Source organism: Acidocella sp., assembly GCF_027352905.1.
In the GTDB taxonomy this organism is placed as follows: domain Bacteria; phylum Pseudomonadota; class Alphaproteobacteria; order Acetobacterales; family Acetobacteraceae; genus Acidocella.
Genome location: NZ_DAIEIF010000054.1, coordinates 1 through 18,680 on the forward strand (window position 1 = coordinate 1; position 18,680 = coordinate 18,680).

The 18,680-nt window shown below is 66.6% G+C and carries 18 protein-coding genes and 1 pseudogene; 6 read left to right on the forward strand and 13 right to left on the reverse strand.

The window, feature by feature from the left end; translation table 11 throughout:
• The 5 genes and pseudogenes from M7H45_RS10440 to gluQRS all read right to left on the reverse strand — a co-directional run.
• Positions 1-819 (reverse strand): annotated as a pseudogene (locus M7H45_RS10440) (hypothetical protein); the annotation flags it as partial.
• Positions 820-837: 18 nt separating this feature from the next.
• Positions 838-2,601 carry a tetratricopeptide repeat protein gene (locus M7H45_RS10445; RefSeq protein ID WP_298216714.1) on the reverse strand — a complete coding sequence of 588 codons (1,764 nt, stop codon included), beginning with the start codon at positions 2,599-2,601 and terminating at the stop codon, positions 838-840.
• A gap of 6 nt (positions 2,602-2,607) precedes the next feature.
• Positions 2,608-4,026, reverse strand: coding sequence for an HlyD family type I secretion periplasmic adaptor subunit (locus M7H45_RS10450; protein WP_298216716.1), 1,419 nt, complete (start codon positions 4,024-4,026; stop codon positions 2,608-2,610).
• Positions 3,998-6,277, reverse strand: a complete 2,280-nt coding sequence (locus M7H45_RS10455) for a peptidase domain-containing ABC transporter (RefSeq protein WP_298216718.1) — start codon at positions 6,275-6,277, stop codon at positions 3,998-4,000. Before M7H45_RS10455 ends, M7H45_RS10450 begins: the two co-directional genes overlap by 29 nt.
• 154 nt (positions 6,278-6,431) lie before the next feature.
• Positions 6,432-7,253 (reverse strand): tRNA glutamyl-Q(34) synthetase GluQRS, encoded by an 822-nt coding sequence (gluQRS, locus tag M7H45_RS10460; RefSeq protein WP_298216720.1) that lies wholly within the window; start codon positions 7,251-7,253, stop codon positions 6,432-6,434.
• A gap of 178 nt (positions 7,254-7,431) precedes the next feature.
• Here gluQRS and M7H45_RS10465 point away from each other — a divergent pair, with 178 nt between their 5' ends.
• Both M7H45_RS10465 and M7H45_RS10470 read left to right on the forward strand, forming a co-directional pair.
• The gene (locus M7H45_RS10465; protein ID WP_298216722.1) at positions 7,432-7,992 is read left to right on the forward strand and encodes an HNH endonuclease; all 561 of its coding nucleotides are present in this window, start codon (positions 7,432-7,434) and stop codon (positions 7,990-7,992) included.
• A gap of 2 nt (positions 7,993-7,994) precedes the next feature.
• Entirely contained in the window at positions 7,995-8,420 is a 426-nt protein-coding gene (locus M7H45_RS10470) for a heme-binding protein (protein WP_298216724.1), read from the forward strand.
• A 69-nt stretch (positions 8,421-8,489) separates the two neighbouring features.
• On the opposite strand, the gene M7H45_RS10475 is transcribed toward M7H45_RS10470, so the two are convergent.
• Both M7H45_RS10475 and M7H45_RS10480 read right to left on the reverse strand, forming a co-directional pair.
• Positions 8,490-8,738 carry an Lrp/AsnC ligand binding domain-containing protein gene (locus M7H45_RS10475; RefSeq protein ID WP_298216726.1) on the reverse strand — a complete coding sequence of 83 codons (249 nt, stop codon included), beginning with the start codon at positions 8,736-8,738 and terminating at the stop codon, positions 8,490-8,492.
• Positions 8,735-9,658 (reverse strand): LysR family transcriptional regulator, encoded by a 924-nt coding sequence (locus tag M7H45_RS10480; protein WP_298216728.1) that lies wholly within the window; start codon positions 9,656-9,658, stop codon positions 8,735-8,737. The genes M7H45_RS10475 and M7H45_RS10480 overlap by 4 nt, the downstream gene beginning before the upstream one ends.
• A 120-nt stretch (positions 9,659-9,778) precedes the next feature.
• Here M7H45_RS10480 and M7H45_RS10485 point away from each other — a divergent pair, with 120 nt between their 5' ends.
• From M7H45_RS10485 to M7H45_RS10495, 3 genes are read left to right on the forward strand one after another with little or no spacing between them, the layout of a single operon-like run.
• Entirely contained in the window at positions 9,779-10,384 is a 606-nt protein-coding gene (locus M7H45_RS10485; protein WP_298216730.1) for an FMN-dependent NADH-azoreductase, read from the forward strand.
• A gap of 25 nt (positions 10,385-10,409) precedes the next feature.
• Positions 10,410-11,015, forward strand: coding sequence for a YceI family protein (locus M7H45_RS10490; protein WP_298216732.1), 606 nt, complete (start codon positions 10,410-10,412; stop codon positions 11,013-11,015).
• Between the two features lie 53 nt (positions 11,016-11,068).
• Positions 11,069-13,456: a DNA translocase FtsK gene (locus M7H45_RS10495; RefSeq protein ID WP_298216734.1), complete on the forward strand. Its 2,388-nt coding sequence runs from the start codon at positions 11,069-11,071 to the stop codon at positions 13,454-13,456.
• A 274-nt stretch (positions 13,457-13,730) separates the two neighbouring features.
• Here the strand turns inward: M7H45_RS10495 and M7H45_RS10500 are convergent, their stop codons facing one another.
• The gene (locus tag M7H45_RS10500; RefSeq protein WP_298216736.1) at positions 13,731-14,387 is read right to left on the reverse strand and encodes a glutathione S-transferase; all 657 of its coding nucleotides are present in this window, start codon (positions 14,385-14,387) and stop codon (positions 13,731-13,733) included.
• Positions 14,388-14,520: 133 nt separating this feature from the next.
• On the opposite strand from M7H45_RS10500, the gene M7H45_RS10505 reads away from it, so the two are divergent.
• Positions 14,521-15,738, forward strand: a complete 1,218-nt coding sequence (locus tag M7H45_RS10505) for a polyhydroxyalkanoate depolymerase (RefSeq protein WP_298216738.1) — start codon at positions 14,521-14,523, stop codon at positions 15,736-15,738.
• A 55-nt stretch (positions 15,739-15,793) separates the two neighbouring features.
• Here the strand turns inward: M7H45_RS10505 and M7H45_RS10510 are convergent, their stop codons facing one another.
• Genes M7H45_RS10510 through M7H45_RS10530 form a run of 5 tightly spaced genes read right to left on the reverse strand, consistent with a single transcriptional unit; the run spans position 15,794 to position 18,679 of the window.
• Positions 15,794-16,159 (reverse strand): histidine triad nucleotide-binding protein, encoded by a 366-nt coding sequence (locus M7H45_RS10510; protein WP_298216739.1) that lies wholly within the window; start codon positions 16,157-16,159, stop codon positions 15,794-15,796.
• Positions 16,160-16,169: 10 nt separating this feature from the next.
• Entirely contained in the window at positions 16,170-16,619 is a 450-nt protein-coding gene (locus tag M7H45_RS10515; RefSeq protein ID WP_298216740.1) for a phosphoribosyl-ATP diphosphatase, read from the reverse strand.
• A 28-nt stretch (positions 16,620-16,647) separates the two neighbouring features.
• Positions 16,648-17,415 carry an imidazole glycerol phosphate synthase subunit HisF gene (gene hisF / locus M7H45_RS10520; RefSeq protein WP_298216742.1) on the reverse strand — a complete coding sequence of 256 codons (768 nt, stop codon included), beginning with the start codon at positions 17,413-17,415 and terminating at the stop codon, positions 16,648-16,650.
• Positions 17,409-18,140, reverse strand: coding sequence for a 1-(5-phosphoribosyl)-5-[(5-phosphoribosylamino)methylideneamino]imidazole-4-carboxamide isomerase (gene hisA, locus M7H45_RS10525; RefSeq protein WP_298216744.1), 732 nt, complete (start codon positions 18,138-18,140; stop codon positions 17,409-17,411). Before hisA ends, hisF begins: the two co-directional genes overlap by 7 nt.
• On the reverse strand, positions 18,137-18,679 hold the full coding sequence (locus tag M7H45_RS10530; RefSeq protein ID WP_298216746.1) for a GNAT family N-acetyltransferase: 543 nt from the start codon (positions 18,677-18,679) through the stop codon (positions 18,137-18,139). The genes hisA and M7H45_RS10530 overlap by 4 nt, the downstream gene beginning before the upstream one ends.
• Position 18,680 lies beyond the last annotated feature (1 nt).

Sequence of the window (18,680 nt, forward strand, 5' to 3'; positions counted from 1 at the left end):
GGGGGCGGGAAGCGCGGCGGGGGGCGCGCCCCGCGTGCCGGCCGCCACGGGCGGGGCGGCGAGGGGGCGGGGGTCGAGCGGGCTGCCCAGAAGATCGCGGCCATCCGCTCCGGCGATGCGGAAGGGCGGGGCGAGGCCCGCGAGCCGGGCGGCGGACAGCCGGAACCGGTAGCGGGGCAGGAAGGGCGAGGTCTCGTCATTGGGAAGGGACGCGCCGCAGGCGATGGCCAGGCGGCGGCCTTCGGCATCCGTGAGGGTGAGGCGCGGCGGCCGGCCGGGCGAAGCCGGGCGCACCGCCCAGCCGCTGACGCCATCTTTCTCCCATGCCGCCACCCCCTCGACGCGGGCGAGCGCCGCTTCATCCGGCCGCGCGCCGAGCAGCCGGCCCGCGCCCTCGCTTTGCCGGGTTCCATCCTCCGCCTCGCCCTGATAGCCGCCATAACCGGCGGTGAGCGCCACATGCCGGACGAAGGGCGGGAAACCGGGATCGGCGGGCAGGCAATGGCGGCTGAGCAGCTGGTCCACCGCCCGCGCCGCGGCGGCGGCATCGTTGAGCCGCTGCGCGGCGATCGCCATGCCGATCCAGGCCGGGGTGATGTCGTATTGCCGGGCCAGGGCTTCGAAGGTGGCGAAGGCCTCGCGGATGGCCTCCGGCCCGGCGGCGAGTTGCCGGTGGGCGATTTCCAGCTCGATCCGCGGGTCCTCCGGCGCCAGCCGCCGCGCCCGCCGCAGCCAGAACAGCGCCTCCGGCCCGCCTTGCAGGCCGCGCAGATAGGCCGCTTCCGCCGAGCCGAGATCGTCTTTGCGGGGTTTAGGCAAGGGCGGCGCGCCGGCCTCTCATTCCGCCGCCGCCGAGGCGGGCGGCAAGGTGGCGAGCACGGCGCCGGCCTCCTCCACCCCCGCCTTTGCCGCCAGGGAGAGCCATTTGCGCGCCTCCTCCGGGTCTGGCGGGGTGGCGATGCCGGCGCAAAGATATTTGCCCAGCATCAGCGCGGCGCGCGGGTGGTTTCGCGCCGCCGCCTCCCGGTACCAGGCAAGGGAGCGGGCGCGATCCGACTCCACCCCATGGCCGCCGCCATAGAGCGCGCCGAGCGCGAACATGGCCTCCACATAGCCCTGGGCGGCGGCGCGCTCGAACAAGGCGGCGGCCGCCGCGTCATCCTTCGGCCCGCCGAGCCCTTGCATATGGAGGGCGGCGAGGTCGAGCAACGCCTCCGGCAGGTTCTTGTCCGCCGCTTGCTGGAGCCAGAGCCGGGCCTCCGCGAAATCCTGCGCCACGCCCCGGCCCTCGGCCAGCAGCCGGCCATAGCGGTATTGGGCATTGACCACATGCGTCGAGGCGCGCTTGAACCAATAGGCGGCGCGGGCATCGTCGCGGGGGATGCCGACGCCCTCCGCCAGGCAGACGGCGTAATTATAGGCGCCGATGGCGTCACCCGATTCAGCCGCCGCCTCGAACCATTCATGCACCGGCACCGGCTCGGTGAAGCGGGGATTGGTCTGGCGGGACACCAACAGGGTGGCGAGATCCGCGCGGGCGGTGGCATCCCCCTTTTCCGCCGCGAATTTGAACCATTTCGCCGCCTCGTCGGGGTCGCGCGGGATGGCGCCCGACCCCGCCCCGGTAAGATAGAGCACGCCGAGCGCCCGCGCCGAGGGCGCGTGCCCGAACTCGGCGGCGACGCGGAACCACAAAGCCGCCTCGGCGTAATTGGGGGGCAGGCCGTCCGCGCCCCGCGCGTAGATCTGGCCGACGCAGGCCGCGGCCTCCGCCTCCCCGGCCAGGGCGGCGCGGCGCAGCCAGGTCTCCCCCTCGACGATGTTCCGCTCGACCCCGGCGCCTTGATAGAGCATCAGCCCATAGCGGAACTGCGCGCCGCGAACGCCCTTTTCCGCCGCCTTGCCGTAATGCTCGGCGGCGCGGGCGGGGTCCGCGTAGACCCCGATGGCGCGCTCGTAGATGAGACCGAGATAATAATGACCGGTGCCGAGATCCGCCTCGGCGGCGGCGCGGATCTGATCCACCGCGGCGAAGGTCAGCTCGTCTGTCGTTGCCTCGAGCAGCAGCAGCGTGCCGAGGCCGAGATGGCCCTGCGGCTTGCCCGCCGCGGCGGCGAGGCGGTACCAGTGCTTGGCCTTCTCGATATCCTGGATGGTTTTCGGCCCGGTGGCGTAGAGAAAACCGGCCAGGGCCTGAGCGTCCGCATCACCCGCCTCGGCGGCGCGCAGCGTCCATTTCAGGGCGGTGTCGAGATCGGCATTGGCGGCGCGGATTTCGCCGAACAGGTCGCCCGGCGTCTCGGCTTGGAACCCGCTGGCGATCAAGCCGCCCAGGGCGCTCTGGGCCCGCACATCGCCTTTCTCCGCCGCGCGGCCCAGCCAGCGGGCGGCATCCGCGGCGCTGCGAAACCCGGTCTCGCCCTGGAGGTAGAAAAGACCGAGTTCGCGCTCGGCCTCGACGAGCCCAGCCTCCGCCGCCACGGCGAACAGCTTGAAGGCCCGGCCATATTCCTCCTGCGCCTTGAGTTCCTGGGCCCGGGCGAGGGCCTTGGCCGGGCTGCGCGCCGCCAGCCGGTCCGCGATGGAAAGCTTAGAACTCATCGTCCGTCACGGCTCATGCAGGCTCTCATAGGCCACGGGCGCCATGCGCGAGAAGAAATAGGAGAGGATGGAATGCTTGCCGACGACGATATCCGCCTCCAGCGGCATTCCCGGCACGATCTTGAAGCCATCCGGCACGTTGTGGAGGTTGAGCACGGCCAGGGAGACCTGGACCTTGTAATAAAGCGTCTGCGGCGTGGTGGGCAAAGGCGGGCCCAGGCTGGGCGTGCTTTGCTGTTGCAGCGGGTTGATGCTCTCCGGGCTGATCGAGGTCACGACGCCCTTGGCGCTGCCATAGAGCATGGGGTCGAGCGTCGAGAATTTGACCGTCACCTTCTGCCCGATCTGCACCCAGCCGGATTCGTTGCCGGGCACGTCCGCTTCGACGATGAAGGGCGCGTTCACCGGCGAGAGTTGCATCAGCTCCTGCCCGGCCTGGAGCACGGAGCCGATCGAGACCGGGGCGACGGTCTGGACGATGGCGTCCTCCGGCGCGCGCAGCTCCACCAATTCATTGTTCAGCTGGGCCTTGGCCAGCTCCTGACGGGCCTGGGCGAGATTATTGAGGGCGGTGGCGAGATCTGTGGAGGTTTGCGCCCGGAATTGCTGGGCGAAACTTTCTCTCTGCGCCTGCACCGAGGCCAGCTGCCGTTCATCCGCCGCCGCCTGGGATTCGGCAGAGGCGAGCTGCGCCTGGACATTGACGCGATCATCCGTCGCCGCCTCTGAATCGAGGGCGCTGCCCACCTGCAATTGTTGCAGCTTCTTGCGCATGGATTCGACATTCGCGGCGATCTTCAGCCGCTGGCGGTAATAATCGGCCTGCTGCTGGTAACCCCGGATCTCGGTTTTCAGCTGGTTGATCTGCTGATCGTAATTCTCCAGCGTGTAATGATATTGACCCATCTGCTGGTTGTAGGTTTGCAGCATCAGCGCCGAGGCGGGGTTGGAGGGGTCCGGAACATAGGGCTTGTCGTCCTCCTGGGCCTGAAGCTGCGCCACCTGGGCCGCGTAATTCTGCTCCTGCTGGGTGAGAGAGGCGACATCGGCGGCGGTGTAGGTGGGATCGAGCGTGGCGAGTAATTGGCCCTTCCTGACGAATTCCCCGTCATGGACCTTGATGTCGCGGACGATGGAGACGGTGTTGAAAGCCTGGACGCTGATATTCGGGCTCGCCGAGTTGAGCACCCCCTGGGCGCTCACCAGCTTGTCCACCTTGAAGATGGCGGCGATGAGGAGCGCGCTGAGGATGAGGGCGGTGACGATATAGGTCGTCGTCCGCGCCATGAGGGGCAGGGGCGTGGCGATGACCGCCGCCGTGGGCGACTGAAATTCCAGCGCGGGCAGGGGGAGCGCGGTATCGGCGCCCGCCGCCGCGAGCCTCTGCCCGGGCAGTTTAGGCAATAGCTGGGTGAGAGGCCGCATCGTTGAATCCTTCGGGCGCGAGATGACGGTTCTGCTGGAACCAGAGATGACGGTAGATGGCGCAACGCTCCACCAGCTCCTTATGGGTGCCGATATCGATCGTCTGGCCGCGGTCGAGCACCATGATGAGGTCGCAATCGAGCAAGGAGGAGAGGCGGTGGGAGACGATCACCATCGTCCGCCCCGCCCCGATCCGCTGGATATTGGCGTTGACCAGCGCCTCGCTCTCTGGGTCGAGGGCGCTGGTCGCCTCGTCCAGGATGAGGACTTTCGGGTCGGAGATCAGGGCGCGGGCAATGGCGAGGCGCTGCTTCTGCCCGCCGGAGAGATTGGGCGAACCCTCCTGGATGAAGGTGTCATAGCCGTTCGGCAGGCGCTCGATGAATTCCTCCGCCCCGGCCAGCCGCGCGGCGCGCACCGCGTCCTCGAAGGACAGGCCCGGCCGCCCGGCGATGATATTGTCCCGCACCGAGCCGCGGAACAGGAAATTATCCTGAAGCACCATGCCGAAATTCTTGCGGATGTGGCGGAGATTGATCTCGCGCATATCCGTGCCGTCGATGCGGATGGAACCGGTGTAATCCCGGTTGATGCCTTGCAGCAGCCGGGTGATGGTGGATTTGCCGGAGCCGGAACGCCCGACCAGCCCCAGCATGGTGCCGGCGGGGATTTTGAAGCTCATTTTCTCCAGAGCCGGCGTCTTGGACCCTTCATAGCGGAAGGTGACGTCGTTGAACTCGATCGCGCCCTGGAATTGGGGCCGCAAGCCGTTGGCGAGAGCGTGGCGCTCGTTCAGCCGGTTGAGAACCGAGCCCACCTGGCCGATGGAGGCCTGGGCGCGCTGCACATCCTCCATGAGCCCGGCGAGGCTGACGAGCGGACCGGCCACCCGCCCGCCCAGCAGCATGAAGCCGAACAGGCTGGCGGTATCGATCGAGACCTTGGAATGCAGGGCGATATAGGCGCCGAGCAGGACGGCGCCAACGGAGCAATAACGCTGCAACGGCAGGGTGAGGGTGGCGGGCCAGTTGGCGAGCCTGCTCTGCTCGACATGCAATTCCGCCACCTCCGCCACCCGCCGGTCCCACAACGTGGAGCGCGCCGATTCCAGGGCCAGCGCCTTGACGGTGCGGATGCCGAAAATCGTCTCGATGAGGATGGAGCCCTTGGCCGATTCGGCTGCGATGATCCGCCCCTGCATGATGCCCATCGGCCGTAGGAACAGGGCGATGATCACCGCGATGGCCGCCGCGGCGATGAGGACCGTCCAGGCCAGGGTCGCGTTGATGTAGAACAGGATGGGCAACAGGATGACGAGCATGAGAATGTCGATGAAGGAATTCATCAGCTTGCCGGTGAGGAATTCCCGCACCTGGTTGACCTGGGCGATGCGGTAGGCCACCTGGCCGGCCTGCTCGCGCTCGAAGAACTCGATGGGCAAGGAGACCAGCCGGTCGAAGATCATCAAATTGAGCCGCGCGTCCAGCTTGGCGGCGAGAACCACCTCCATCATCTTCCGCGCCCAGGTGAGAATGGCCTCGAAGACGACGGCGGTGCAAAGCAGGATGATGATGAGATTGAGGGTGGAGGTGCTTTGATATTGCAGCACCTGGCCGATCGTGCGCATCACCACCAAGATCGGCACCAGGCTCAGCACAGTCAGCGTCACCGAGGCGATGGCGATGTCGCGCAGGATCTTGCGGTCGCCCCAGACGATCCGGGCGATGAGGCCGAGATTGAAGGGCTGCTCCTCGGCGGCGCCATGCCGGCTCGCCCGGATCAATAAAGTCGCGCCGCTCCAGACCTGTTTGAGGCGCAGCTCATCCACCAGCACCGGCGAGGCGGAGTTTGGCTTGCGCGGGTCGCGCAGGACGAGAAGGTTGCGTGTCCGGTCCCGGCCGATGACGATGGCCGCTCCCCCATCATCGAGCAGCAGGATGACGGGGGCATGAGAGTCCATTTTGAGGATCTGGCGGAAATTCATATGGACGCCCCGCGCCCACAGCCCCGCCTCCTGCAGCCAGGCGATGAGTTCGGGCGGGGGCGGCGCCTCCCTGGCGGAGCGCAGCCGCAGCGCCTCCAGATCCATCTCCACGCCGTGATAGCGGGCGACATTGAGAATGCTGGCGAGCCGCGCCTCCCCCTGGGGCGGGAGCATGATATTGGCATCGCGCAGGGCGGCGACATCGGGGCTGACCGGCTCCTCGAACTCCTCAGGGCCGTAGGCAGGATCGCGCGGCGCGTCGTTCATTCTCAACCCCTATCCAAGCGGCGAACCTCGGGGATCAGCCATTGCGGTTGTAAATCTCCGTCTCTATGCCCGAAAACCTCGCCCGAGCACAACGGGAAGTGAAAAAACGATCCAAAAATGACGGTTTCATGAACAAATCCTGTAAAAATAAACATTACGCCGCCAGCCGCTCCAGCCCCGTCCGGATCTCCGCCGGTTGCACCCCGGCCTCGCGCAGGCCGCGCAGGGTTTGCGCCTGGTCCCGCTTGGCGAGGCGGCGGCCATCCGGTCCGGTGAGCAGGCGATGATGGACATAAACCGGCGTTTCGTAGCCCAGCAACGCCTGCAACAGCACATGGAGATGGGTGGCGGGGCGGAGATCCTCGCCGCGGATGACATGGCTGACGCATTGCAAGGCATCGTCATGCACGGCGCAGAGATGGTAGCTGGTGGGCGTGTCCTTACGGGCGAGCACGGCATCGCCATGCCGTTCGGGCCAAGCCTCGGTCCAGCCTTCCCCCTCCTCGAAAAACCGCAAGGGCCGCGTGACCGACCGGCGGGCGCGCTCCATATCCAGCCGCAGGGCGAAGGGTTCGCCGGCGGCCAGGCGGAGCGCCCGCCCGCCGGCGCCGAGGCGCTTGCACGTGCCGGGATAAAGCCCTTCCGCCGCGTGGGGGGCGGATTGCGCCCGGGCGATATCGGCGCGGGTGCAGAAACAGGGATAGAGGAGGCCGCGCTCCCGCAGGCGGTCCAGCGCCGCCGCGTAGTCCGGGAAATGGCGGGACTGGACGCGCACCTCCCCATCCCAGGCCAGGCCGAGCCAGGCGAGATCCTCCAGAATGGCCGTCGCGTATTCCTCCCGGCAGCGCGCGGTGTCGATATCCTCCAGCCGCAGCCGCCAGATACCGGCGCGCCGGCGCCCCAGCCAGGCGGAGTAGGCGTGGCCGAGATGCAGATAACCGGTGGGGCTGGGCGCGAAGCGGGAAATCACGGCCATCGCGGCCGAGGATAGGGAAATGGGCGGATGATGACAAATGGAGGACAAGGGGAAGGGACGCTTGAAGCGGCGGGGGGAGTTTGCCATAAACGCGCTATGACTCGAGCGGCGTACCATATGTGGCAGCGTTCCGTCGCTGTCCCGCCAAATCTGGTTCCGATGTGGGACAGGCAGAGTAATGCCTGACGGCGGGTGGCATTTCCCCGCTCTCGTGTTGAACGCGGATTTCCGTCCGCTCTCCTATTTTCCGTTATCGACCTGGACCTGGCAGGATGCCGTGAAGGCGGTGTTTCTCGACCGGGTTTCCGTGCTCTCCGAATACGAGCAGGAGGTTCACTCCCCCAGCTTCGCCATGCGCTTGCCCAGCGTCATCGCCTTGCGGGATTTCGTGCCATCCGCCCGCATGCCGGCCTTCACCCGCTTCAACGTGTTTCTGCGCGACCGCTTCGTCTGCCAGTATTGCGCCCACCGCCGCGCCACGCCGGAGCTGACCTTCGACCACGTGATCCCCCGCGCGCGGGGCGGGCGCACGAGCTGGGAAAATGTCGTCACCGCCTGCGGGCCTTGCAACCTGCGCAAGGGGGCCAAGCTGCCGCGCGAATGCGGCATGATCCCGCGCGAGGCGCCGCGCCGGCCGACGAGCTATGAGTTGCAGGAGCGGGGCCGCCATTTTCCGCCCAATTATCTGCATGAAAGCTGGCGGGATTTTCTTTATTGGGATTCCGAGTTGGAGGGTTGAGGATGGCACTGCCCCTGGATGTCGCGCAGAAGATCATCGCCGGGGCGCTCGCCCACGCCAAGGCGAGCGGGCTGAAGCCGCTCGCCGTCTCGGTGCTCGACGCGCGCGGCGCGCTGAAGGGCTTCGCGGCGGAGGACGGCACCTCTCTCAAGCGCGGCGAGATCGCCATCGCCAAGGCCCATGGCGCGCTCGCCTTGGGCATGGGCTCCCGCGCGCTGATGAAGCGCGCCGAGACGCAGGCCTATTTCATCGCCGCCGCCACAGCCGCGATTGGCGGCTCCCTGATGCCGGTGCCGGGCGGGGTGCTGATCCGGCAGGCGGGCGCGGTGATCGGCGCGGTCGGCATTTCCGGCGACACCTCCGATAATGACGAGGCGGCGGCGGTGGCGGGGATCAGCGGCGCCGGGCTGGATGCCGACGGGGGCTAGCCTTGCTTTGACGAGCCATTTCACATCATCTGATGTGAAGCCGACAATTCAGATGAGATGATCATCGCTCTAGCCGGCGGGGGTGAAGGCGTTGAAGGCGATCATCGTCGAGGTGTCCCGGATCCCCGGCACCTTGTGCAATTTTTGGGTGACGAACAGGCCGGGGTCGATCTCGCTTTCCAGGTTGATGAGGGCGAGGAGGTCATAAGGCCCCGAGATCGAGTAGATGTGGCAGGGCGTCACATTGTCGATGATATGGGCCGCCACCTCATAGGCGCGGCCGAGTTCGCATTTTATCTGGACGATGAGGGTCTTCATGCCATCTCTCCCTGCCGGGCGGGGCTGGCCGCCGCCAGCGATTTGAGCTGCTCGATGAACCAGCGCCCGGCGGGGCCGGGCGGCGTGTCCGCCCGGAAGGTGGCGGACATGATCATCCGCTCCCGCTCCGGCGCGTCGGCCAGGCGCAGCTCCCGCAGCCGCCCCGCCTCCACGTCCCGCGCCACCATCTCATAGGGCATGCCGCCCCAGCCAAGCCCGGCGAGGAGAAAGGCGTGCTTGGCCCCGAGATCGGCGAGACGCCAGCTGCGCGGCGAGAGCACACGGAATTCCCGCCCGGCCGAAAGCTCGGTGCGGTCCGTGAGCACGAGCTGCACATGGCGGGAGAGATCGCATTCCGTGAGGGGCCGGTTGAGGGCGCAAAGCGGGTGGGAGGGCGCGGCGACGAAGGTGATCTCCACCGGCAGCAGCCGCTCGCTCAGCATGGCCGAGGTGAGGAGCGGCAGGCTGCCAACGATGCCGATCTGGCATTGCTGGTCCAGCACCGCCTTGGAGACGCCGCCTAGCGCCTCGACATAAAGGCGCAGCGGCGTCAGCGGAAACCGCTCGCCAAAGGCCGCCGCCACCCGGGTGAGCGCCGACATGGGGAACATGACGTCCACCGCCACGGAAAGCTCCGCTTCCAGCCCCGCCGCCATGCCCCGCGCCCGCGATTTCATCATCGCCATCCCTGCCAGCATGGCCCGGGCGTCCGGGAGCAGGAGTTCGCCGGCCTGGGTGAGGGCGGGGTACCGGCCCTCCCGCGTGAAAAGCTCGATGGATAATTGCTGCTCCAGATTCGCCACCGCCTGGCTGATGACGGATTGGGCGCGGCCCAGCCGCCGCCCGGCGGCGGAAAAGCTTTTCTCCTCGGCGGCGGCGACGAAAATCCGCAACTGGTCGAAGGTGACGGCCTCGATCATGGCGATAGTCTAATCCATCGTGAAACAAGATGGTATCCATCTTGAAAGATAGGCTTCTGGCCGGGAAGGGAGGCGTTTAATCCTGCCGCCGGTCAAATCAACCGCTTCAGGGAGACCGACATGAAGCTCTGGCATATCGATTCCAGCATCCTTGGCGATAATTCCGCCTCCCGCGCCCTCTCGGCGAAGATCGTCGCGCAGGAGACGGCGAAGCATCCCGGGCTGGAGGTCACCTATCTCGACCTCGCGGCGGAGCCGCTCGCCCATCTCTCGCCCGGCCATGTCGCGGCGATGTTCGGCCAGCCCGCCACGGACCCGGCGGTCGCGGCCGATTTCGCCCGCGGCTCCGCCTGCATCGACACGCTCTTCGCCGCCGATATCGTCGTCATCGGCGCGCCGATGTATAATTTTGGCCTCTCGACCCAGTTGAAGGCGCTGTTCGACCGGCTGCTGATCGCGGGCAAGACCTTCCAATATGGCCAGGATGGGGTGCCGTTCGGCCTCGTTCCGGCGGATAAGCGGGTGATCGTCGCCTCGTCGCGCGGCGGCGTCTATTCCGCCGGCAGCCCCGCCGCCGGGCTCGACCATCAGGAGACGCATCTGACGGCGTTGCTGAATTTCATTGGCTTGAAGGACATCGTGTTCATCCGCGCCGAGGGGCTGGCCCTGCCCGGCCAGCGCGAACCCGCCATGCTCAGGGCGGAGGCCGAGATCAACCGGTTGTAAGCAAGCAAAACAAGGAAGTACCGAGATGAAAAGACTGACGATGACCGCCCTGGCGGCGCTGGCCCTGCCCGCTCTCGCCTTGGCGCAGAGCGGGCCGGACACCAACCCCGCCGACGTCAAGCCCGGCACCTATCAGGTCGAGCCCACCCATACCCGCATTCTCTTCGCCGTCTCCCATATGGGCTTCACCACCTGGTACGGCGATTTCACCAACGCCTCCGGCACGCTGACGCTCGACCCCGCCAAGCTCTCCGGCGGCAGCTTCGACATCCGCGTGCCGGTGGACAGCGTCTCGACCACCAACGCCAAGCTGGATGGCGAGCTGAAATCGCCCACCTGGTTCGACGCGGCCCAATATCCGACGATCGAATTCAAATCCGAGAAAATCGTCCGCACCGGCCATGACACGGCGCTGGTGACTGGCGACCTCACCTTCCACGGCGTGACGAAGCCGGTGACGCTGAAGGCGAAGTTCAACGCGGGCGGCGTGAACCCGCTGACCAAGCAATACACGATCGGCTTCGACCTCAGCGGGGAGTTGAAGCGCTCCGATTTCAAGCAGACGACCTATGTGCCGCTGATCGGCGATGAGGTTCACCTCATCATCAGCGCCGCTTTCGTGCAGCCTTAAGCATCTCTAAAAAGACATTGAGACTCCTAGGGATACGCTTTATGATTTGAGTCATGGCAGTTGATCTGGGCGCGAGACGCTTCATCTCTCCGGCGATTCGCGCGCAGCTTCAGCGGCGCATGGGCGAGATGGCCGCGATTCTCGTGGCCCTCGCCGCCGTGACGCTGGCCTTGGCGCTGGTCTCCTACCATCCGGCGGATTCGTCCTTCGACACCGCCGGGACCGCCGCGGTGCAAAATCTCGCCGGGCGGGCGGGGGCGACGATCGCCGATCTCGCGCTGCAAGGCTTCGGGATCGCCGGTTTCATCCCCGTGCTCGTTTTGCTCGCCTGGGCCTACCGGCTCGGCATTCGCGGGCGTGTCGGCCATGTCAAGGCGCGGATCATCGCGGCGGGGCTGGCCATGCCCTTGGCGGCGGCGGCGCTCGCCATGGCGTTTCTGGTCATTCCCGGCGGCAGCCTCGCCTGGCCGGTGCCGTCCGGCTTGGGCGGCGCGGCGGGAGACGTGCTCTCCCGCTTCACGGCGGCGGCGGGCGCCTCCGTGCTGGGCAAGCTGGGCAGCGGCCTGGTCTTTGTCATCACCCTCCTGCTCGCCCTCGCCGCTTTCGGCTTCGCTTTGGGCTTCACCCCTGGTGAATGGCGCAGCGGCGGCCGGCGGGCGATCTTCGCCGCCGGGCACTCCGTGCGGCAGGGGCGGCGCGGCGCGGCGGCCGTCTCCTCCTGGCTGACGCCCTTGCTGCAAAACGCGCCGGCGCCGGAGGAATCCCCCGCGCCAGGGCGGGGCTGGGCAGCGGAAGCCGATGATCCGCCGCCGGGCGAGGCGCTCGCCAACCCCATGCCCCGCGCCCGGCCCACGGTGAAGGCGCCCGCCCCCTCCCGCCCCGCCGCGCCGCAGCAGCACCGCCTGCCGCTCATTGAAATCGGCTGGGAGCCGCCCGGTATCGGCCTGTTGCGGGCGCCGCCGCCGCGCGCCGCCACCGGGCCGAGCGAGGAGGCGCTTCAGAACAATGCCCGCCTGCTGGAGACCGTGTTGCAGGATTACGGCGTGCAGGGGCGCATCGTCGAGATTCGCCCCGGCCCGGTGGTGACGCTGTACGAGCTGGAACCCGCGCCCGGCATCCGCTCCGCCCGGGTGATCGGCCTCGCCGAGGACATCGCCCGCTCGCTTTCCGTCATCTCCGTCCGCATCGCCGTCGTCGCCGGGCGCAATGTCATCGGCATCGAGGTGCCCAACGCCAAGCGCGAGACCGTCTTTCTCGCCGAGTTGCTGGCGGCGGCGGAATGGAGCCGCCAGGGCGGCGCGCTCTCCTTGGCGCTGGGCAAGGATATCTCCGGCGCGCCGGTCATCGCCGATCTCGCCCGCATGCCGCATCTGCTGATCGCCGGCACCACCGGCTCCGGCAAATCGGTGGGTGTGAACGCGATGATCATGAGCCTGCTATTCAAGCTCTCCCCCGAGCAATGCCGGCTGATCATGATCGACCCCAAAATCCTCGAACTCTCGGTCTATGATGGCATTCCCCATCTGCTGACGCCGGTGGTGACCGAGCCCGCCAAGGCGGTGGCGGCGCTGAAATGGGTGGTGCGGGAGATGGACCGCCGCTACCGGGCGATGAGCCAGCTCGCGGTGCGCAATATCGGCGGCTATAACGAACGGGTGAACGAGGCCCGCGGCCGTGGCGAGGTGGTGACGAGGCGGGTGCAGACCGGATTCGATTCGGAGACCGGCAAGCCGGTTTTCGAGGATCAGCCTCTGGCCCTGGAGCCGCTGCCCTTCATCGTCGTCTTCATCGACGAAATGGCCGATTTGATGCTGGTCGCGGGCAAGGAGATCGAGATCTGCGTGCAGCGCCTGGCGCAGAAGGCGCGCGCCGCCGGCATCCATGTGATCATGGCGACCCAGCGCCCCTCGGTCGATGTGATCACCGGCACGATCAAGGCGAATTTTCCCACCCGGATTTCCTTCCAGGTCATCTCCAAATTCGACAGCCGCACCATTCTCGGCGAGCAGGGGGCGGAGCAGCTGCTCGGCCAGGGCGATCTGCTCTACATGGCCGGGGGCGGGCGTATCACCCGCGTGCATGGCCCCTTCGTCTCCGACCAGGAGGTGGAGGCGGTGGTGGAGTATCTGCGCGAGCAGGGCGAGCCGAATTATCTCGACGAGGTCACGGAGCCGCCCGATGACGAGGACGCGCCCGGCGGCGCGGCGGGCGGCGCCATGGGCGGCAATGCCAGCGGCGAGGACACCCTCTATGATCAGGCCGTGGCCATCGTCGCGCGGGACCGCAAGGCCAGCACCTCCTATCTGCAGCGCTGCCTGACCATCGGCTATAACCGGGCGGCCAAGCTGATCGAGCAGATGGAGAAGGACGGGGTGATTTCCCCGGCCAATCATGTTGGCCGGCGCGAGGTTCTGGTGCGCAGCGAGCGGGAAGACGAATAAAATCAGCGTTTTTGTGCGGCGCAAAATTTCCTGGCGGATGCGAAAGGATTTGTGGCAGACTGATCCTTCTCTCCATCGATAAGGATATGTTCACATGCTCGACGCACCGACATGGAATATCTGGAAATCACCTCGCCGGCGGCCTTTGGCACGGTGGATGTGGATGGGCCTTGCGCCGTGCCAACCCCCACCCCCTGGGAGCAAGCGGTGCCCGCCTGATGCCCAAACCCCGCCGGGACGCCCCGGCGGCATCTTGCTGGAGAGCGGGTAGACTTTAAAAATCGAGATCGAGCTCGATGATCTCCTGCGGCTCCTCCTTGGCGTCGGCGACCCATTCCTTCATCGGCGGCCAGGAGAGAATCGTGTCGCAATATTCCTGGCAGAGCGGGCCGACGCTGACATCGTAGGATTGGAAGCGGGTGACCACCGGCGCGTACATGCAATCCGCGATGGTGGGGTGGCGGCCGAACAAAAAGGGGCCCTTCCAGGTGGTCAGGCAATCATGCCAGATCGAGGTGATCCGGTCGATATCAGCCTGGGCGGAGGACCAGACGGTGAAGCCCGGTTTGCGGAAGCGCAGATTCATCGGCAAGGAGGAACGCAGCGCCGAGAAACCGGAATGCATCTCCCCCGAGATCGAGCGGCAGCGCGCCCTGGCGATTTTTTCCTGGGGCAGCATGCCGGCCTCGGGGAAAGTCTCGTTCAGATATTCGGCGATGGCGATGGTGTCCCAAACGCTGACCTCACCATGGATGAGGCAGGGGACGAGGATGGAGGAGGTGCGCATCAGCAATTCCTCCTTGGCGCGGGGATCGTCCGGTGAGACCCGCTCCTCCTTGAAGGAAATGCCGGAAAGCTTGGCCAGGAGAAACCCCCGCAGCGACCAGGAGGAATAATTCTTGCTGCTGATCAGCAGGGTTGCTTCGGCCATTGCTTTATTTTCCTCGGGAGCGCAATCATTACCTGATTATCAATGTTTTTTTGACAATACAATCATTTATGGGAGCACCGGGCCGCAGCATATTTATGGAGACCGGAAGATGGCGTTAGGTTAAGGTATTTCCATGATTTATGAAATCTACCAGACGCAGGCGGACATTCTTGACCCGCTGCGGAAAATGGCCCGTCACACCAGCTCGCTCCTGCGGCTTCTCACCCCCCAGCCTCCGTACGGAATCATGCTCCGGCATTTCAACGCGGCGCTGGAGGTTTTCGGCTATGCCGGCACCACCCATCAGCGTCCGAGCTACAAGATCGAGCGGGCGGTGGTCGGCAACCAGGAGGTGGCGGTCACCGAGGAAGTGGTGTTCGAGACGCCGTTTGGCGGCCTGCTCCATTTCAAGAAAGACAGCGACCGTTCTCAGCCCAAGGTGTTGATCGTGGCGCCGCTTTCCGGGCATTTCGCCACATTGCTGCGCAACACCGTCGAGGTGATGCTGCGCGACCATGACGTCTATATCACCGATTGGAAGAACGCGCGGGACATTCCCCTCTCCGCCGGGCGCTTCGGCTTCGATGATTATGTCGAGCACCTCATCAAATTCATGGAGATTCTCGGGCCGCGCGGGCATGTCGTCGGCGTGTGCCAGCCGACGGTGGCGGTGCTCGCCGCCGTCTCGCTGATGGCGGAGGACAACAACCCGGCGACACCGCGCAGCATGACGCTGATGGCCGGGCCGATCGACACGCGCCGCAACCCCACCCGCGTCAACCGGCTGGCGAAGACCAAGGACATCGCCTGGTTCGAGGATAAAATGATCGGCGTCGTTCCCTGGCGGTACAAGGGGGCGGGCCGGCGGGTCTATCCCGGCTTCATGCAGCTCACCGCCTTCGTCTCGATGAATCTCGACAAGCATATCGGCGCGCATATGCGCCAGTTCCGCCATGTCGCGGCGCGGGAGGAGGAGGAGGCCGAAACGCACCGCAATTTCTACGACGAATATCTGGCGGTGATGGATCTGACCGCGGAATTTTATCTGGAGACGGTCGAGCGCATTTTCATGCGCCATGAGCTGGCGACCGGGGAGCTGATCTATAGAGGCAGGCCCGTGCGCCCCAGCGCGATCCGCAAGACCTTTCTCCTCACCGTGGAGGGCGAGCGGGACGATATTTGCGGGCTGGGACAGACCTCGGCGGCGCTCGATCTCTGCTCCAACCTCCGCCCGGTGCTCAAGCGCCACCACATGCAGACCGGGGTGGGGCATTACGGCGTGTTCTCCGGCCGCCGCTGGGAAAACGAGATCTACCCGCAGGTGCGCGAGGTCATCCAGTTTTCGGCGTGAGGCCGGCGGCCCGCTGAAAGAGCCGGCCGCCGTTTTGCGGTCCGGCCCGCCGGTATCAGGCGCTGGCCGCGAGCAGATGCCCCATTTTCTTGCCGCCGAGAATGTGCACGTGGAAATGCGGCACCATCTGCTGGCTGTCCGGCCCGATATTGCAGATGAGGCGGTAGCCGCTCTCCTCTACCCCCATCAGCCGGGCGATATGCGCCACCGCGCGATAGAAGCCGGTGAGTTCCTCCGGGGGCGCCTTGGCGTTGAAATCGGCGGCGGAGATGTATTTGCCCTTGGGGATGACGAGAACATGCACCGGGGCCTGGGGGTGAATATCGGGAAAGGCGAGGGCGTAATCGTCTTCGTAGAGTTTTTTGGCCGGCAATTCGCCGCGCAGGATCTTGGCGAAGATATTGGTCTCGTCATAGGTCATGCTTCACTCCTCAGGGAATTTTCTTGGTCGGGAAACCGGTGAGAGATTGCTTGCGCGCGGCTTTTTCCGCAATGCCGCTCATGCCCTCCCGCCGGTGCAGCTCCGTCCATACCTCGTCGGGCCGCAGCCCGGCATTCACCCACATGACCATCAGGTGATAGAGCACATCCGCGCTCTCGCCGATCAGCGCCGTCTTGTGCCCGGCCACCGCCTCGATGACGCATTCCACCGCCTCCTCGCCGAATTTCTGCGCGACCTTCTCCGTCCCGCGCGAGAGCAGCCGGGCGGAATGGCTTTCATTCGGGCTGGCATCGGCACGGGTGAGAATCGTGCCCCAGAGACGGTCGAGAATCCGCCCATCCGGCGCGGCGCCGCTGGGCGGGGCCATAGCGGCGCGGGTGGGGGCGGCTCTGGTCTTCTTCGTCTTCGGGCTTGCCGGTTTTTCGATCTTCTTGGCCATAACGGGCAGATATCTCCTTGGAGTCAGCCTATATCGTGCGCGGCAGCCGCACCGGCAAGCGCGCCTGCGCCAGCGCCTGCTTGACCTCGGCGATGCTGAACTGGCCGAAATGGAACACGCTGGCGGCGAGCAGCCCGGTGGCCCCCGCCCGCGCGCCCTCGACGAAATGCCGCAATTCCCCCACGCCGCCCGAGGCGACGACCGGCAGGCGCACCGCGGCGCAGACGGCGCGCAGCAAGTCGAGGTCGAAGCCCAGCCCGGTGCCGTCGCGATCCATGGAGGTGAGCAGGATTTCTCCCGCGCCCAGGGCTTCCATCCGCTGGGCCCAGGCCACGGCGTCCAGCCCGGTGGCCTGCCGCCCGCCATGGGAAAACACCTCCCAGCGCCCCGGCCCGGCCTGCCGCGCGTCGATGGCGACGACCACGCATTGGCTGCCGAATTTCTCCGCCGCCTCGGCCACCAGCCCGGGCCGGGCGATGGCGGCGGAGTTGATGGAGCATTTATCCGCACCCGCCAGCAGCAGCCGCCGCATATCCTGCACGCTGCGTATGCCCCCGCCCACGGTGAGCGGCAGGAAAACCTGCTCGGCGGTGCGCTGGACCACGTCCAGGATCGTATCCAGCTGGTCGGAGCTGGCGGTGATATCGAGAAATGTCAGCTCATCCGCCCCGGCCTGGTCGTAGAGCGCGGCCTGTTCCACCGGGTCGCCGGCATCGCGCAGGGAGACGAAATTCACCCCCTTGACCACGCGCCCGTCCTTAACGTCCAGGCAGGGGATGACGCGCAGTTTCAGCATGCGGCCAGCGCCTCCGCCGGGTCGAGGCTGCCATCGTAAAGAGCGCGGCCGAGAATGGCGCCCTCGAGATTGGGCCGGGCGCGGGCGGCCTGTTTGAGCGCGGCGATATCCGCCACCGAGGCGGCGCCCCCCGAGGCGATGACGGGCAGGGACACGCCGCGCGCCAGAGCGAGCGTGTCCTCCAGGTTGAGGCCGGTCTTGGTGCCGTCGCGGGCGATGTCCGTGTAGATGATCGCGGCGATGCCCGCATCCTCGAAATACCGGGCGAGGTCCCGCGCGGCGAGGGTGGAGGTCTCGGCCCAGCCCTCCGTCGCCACCATGCCGGCGCGGGCGTCGAGCCCGACGGCGACGCGGCCCGGAAAGGCGCGGGCGGCCGCGCGTACCAGCTCCGGGTTCTTGGCGGCGGCGGAGCCGAGAATCACCCGGGCCACGCCCGCCGCCAGCCAGCGCTCGATGGCCGCCATGTCCCGCAGCCCGCCGCCCAGCTGCACCGGCACCGTGACCGCGGCGAGAATGGCGCGCACCGCCTCCTGGTTGACGGTGCGCCCGGCAAAGGCGCCGTCGAGATCGACGACGTGAATCCAGCCAAATCCCGCCGCCTGCCAGGCGGCGGCCTGCGCGCCGGGATCGGCGGCGAAGACCGTGGCCTTGGCCATGTCGCCGCGCAGCAGGCGCACGCATTGCCCCTCCTTCAGATCGATCGCGGGGTACAGGGTGAGGCTCATTTGAGGACCTTGTAGAAGAACAGGCCGCGAATGATGCGGCCCTTGACCCGCGCATAGGCGGGATGCGTGCCCCAAGGGACGAAGCCCTCGGCCTTGTAAAGGGAGACGGCTCCGGTCTGGGTCTCCCGCACATCGAGATTGAGGATGTGAAAGCCCAGCGCCCGCGCCCGCTCCTCCGCCTTGCGGAGAATGAGCCGCGCCAGCCCGTGCCCGCGCGCATAAGGGGCGACGAAATGATGCATGAGATGCACCGCGAAGGATTGCGCCTCGTTGTTGCGGGAAGGTTTCTGCAATTGGGCGGCGCCGTAGATGACGCCATCCATGCGCCCGACGATCAGCTCCCGCTCCGGCACCAGCGGCACGCCACGATAATATTGCTCAACCACCGCCGCCGTGGGCGGTTTGACCCAGCCGAAGCCGCCGCCATCCAGCACGGCGGCGATGGCGGCTTCGGCCAGGGCCTGGACATCGGCCTCGTCGGTGAAGGAGTCGATGTGTTCGGCCGTCATGCTGGCGGGCGGGGGCAATGCGGTTTTCACG

What these genes read in the sequence shown, in the direction of transcription:
- M7H45_RS10485 (WP_298216730.1), top strand. Translation starts at nt 9,779, where the DNA reads ATGAAGCTCTGGCATATCGATTCCAGCATCCTTGGCGATAATTCCGCC.
- M7H45_RS10480 (WP_298216728.1), bottom strand. Translation starts at nt 9,658, where the DNA reads ATGATCGAGGCCGTCACCTTCGACCAGTTGCGGATTTTCGTCGCCGCC.
- M7H45_RS10510 (WP_298216739.1), bottom strand. Translation starts at nt 16,159, where the DNA reads ATGACCTATGACGAGACCAATATCTTCGCCAAGATCCTGCGCGGCGAA.
- M7H45_RS10455 (WP_298216718.1), bottom strand. Translation starts at nt 6,277, where the DNA reads ATGAACGACGCGCCGCGCGATCCTGCCTACGGCCCTGAGGAGTTCGAG.
- hisA (WP_298216744.1), bottom strand. Translation starts at nt 18,140, where the DNA reads ATGAGCCTCACCCTGTACCCCGCGATCGATCTGAAGGAGGGGCAATGC.
- M7H45_RS10475 (WP_298216726.1), bottom strand. Translation starts at nt 8,738, where the DNA reads ATGAAGACCCTCATCGTCCAGATAAAATGCGAACTCGGCCGCGCCTAT.
- M7H45_RS10490 (WP_298216732.1), top strand. Translation starts at nt 10,410, where the DNA reads ATGAAAAGACTGACGATGACCGCCCTGGCGGCGCTGGCCCTGCCCGCT.
- M7H45_RS10465 (WP_298216722.1), top strand. Translation starts at nt 7,432, where the DNA reads ATGCCTGACGGCGGGTGGCATTTCCCCGCTCTCGTGTTGAACGCGGAT.
- gluQRS (WP_298216720.1), bottom strand. Translation starts at nt 7,253, where the DNA reads ATGGCCGTGATTTCCCGCTTCGCGCCCAGCCCCACCGGTTATCTGCAT.
- M7H45_RS10495 (WP_298216734.1), top strand. Translation starts at nt 11,069, where the DNA reads ATGGCAGTTGATCTGGGCGCGAGACGCTTCATCTCTCCGGCGATTCGC.
- hisF (WP_298216742.1), bottom strand. Translation starts at nt 17,415, where the DNA reads ATGCTGAAACTGCGCGTCATCCCCTGCCTGGACGTTAAGGACGGGCGC.
- M7H45_RS10470 (WP_298216724.1), top strand. Translation starts at nt 7,995, where the DNA reads ATGGCACTGCCCCTGGATGTCGCGCAGAAGATCATCGCCGGGGCGCTC.
- M7H45_RS10445 (WP_298216714.1), bottom strand. Translation starts at nt 2,601, where the DNA reads ATGAGTTCTAAGCTTTCCATCGCGGACCGGCTGGCGGCGCGCAGCCCG.
- M7H45_RS10500 (WP_298216736.1), bottom strand. Translation starts at nt 14,387, where the DNA reads ATGGCCGAAGCAACCCTGCTGATCAGCAGCAAGAATTATTCCTCCTGG.
- M7H45_RS10515 (WP_298216740.1), bottom strand. Translation starts at nt 16,619, where the DNA reads ATGGCCAAGAAGATCGAAAAACCGGCAAGCCCGAAGACGAAGAAGACC.
- M7H45_RS10505 (WP_298216738.1), top strand. Translation starts at nt 14,521, where the DNA reads ATGATTTATGAAATCTACCAGACGCAGGCGGACATTCTTGACCCGCTG.
- M7H45_RS10450 (WP_298216716.1), bottom strand. Translation starts at nt 4,026, where the DNA reads ATGCGGCCTCTCACCCAGCTATTGCCTAAACTGCCCGGGCAGAGGCTC.